Here is a 395-nt window from a genome sequence, read left to right as displayed (position 1 = left end):
TGGGAAACCTGCATTGACCTGAAGGTCGCCCGCCACCAGGCGCACTTCGTCGCTTCCAACCTCTATTCGCTGGCCCAGAGCCGCTTCCTGCCGGGGTTCCGCGCGGTCGGCATCCACCACGGCGGGCGCATGGTCGGCTTCGCCCTCTACGGCCCCGACGCCGACGACGGCCACTACTGGCTCTACCGCCTGATGATCGACCGCCGCTACCAGGGCAAGGGGCATGGCCGCGCCGCCCTGCAACGGATCATCGCCAGCGTGCGCCGGACGAGGCGGCGCAGCGATCGCCTGATGGTCGCCTACGCCGTCGACAACGACGTGGCCCGCCAGCTTTATCGGGACGCCGGCTTCGTCGAACAGGGCCTCGCGCCCTGGGGCGAGACGATGGCCTGCCT

At 69.9% G+C, this 395-nt stretch carries 1 protein-coding gene; it reads left to right on the top strand.

Features of this window, described 5'->3' with window-relative positions; translation table 11 throughout:
• Positions 1–395, top strand: a 395-nt coding sequence (locus J7U37_RS24975) for a GNAT family N-acetyltransferase (protein WP_247637508.1), incomplete at both ends; no start/stop codon positions are given.

Origin of the sequence: Methylobacterium sp. 37f (genome assembly GCF_023093475.1) — a bacterium.
Taxonomy (GTDB): domain Bacteria; phylum Pseudomonadota; class Alphaproteobacteria; order Rhizobiales; family Beijerinckiaceae; genus Methylobacterium.
The sequence above is the reverse complement of the archived record's forward strand: the minus strand, read 5'-3'. Positions and strand labels throughout refer to the sequence as shown.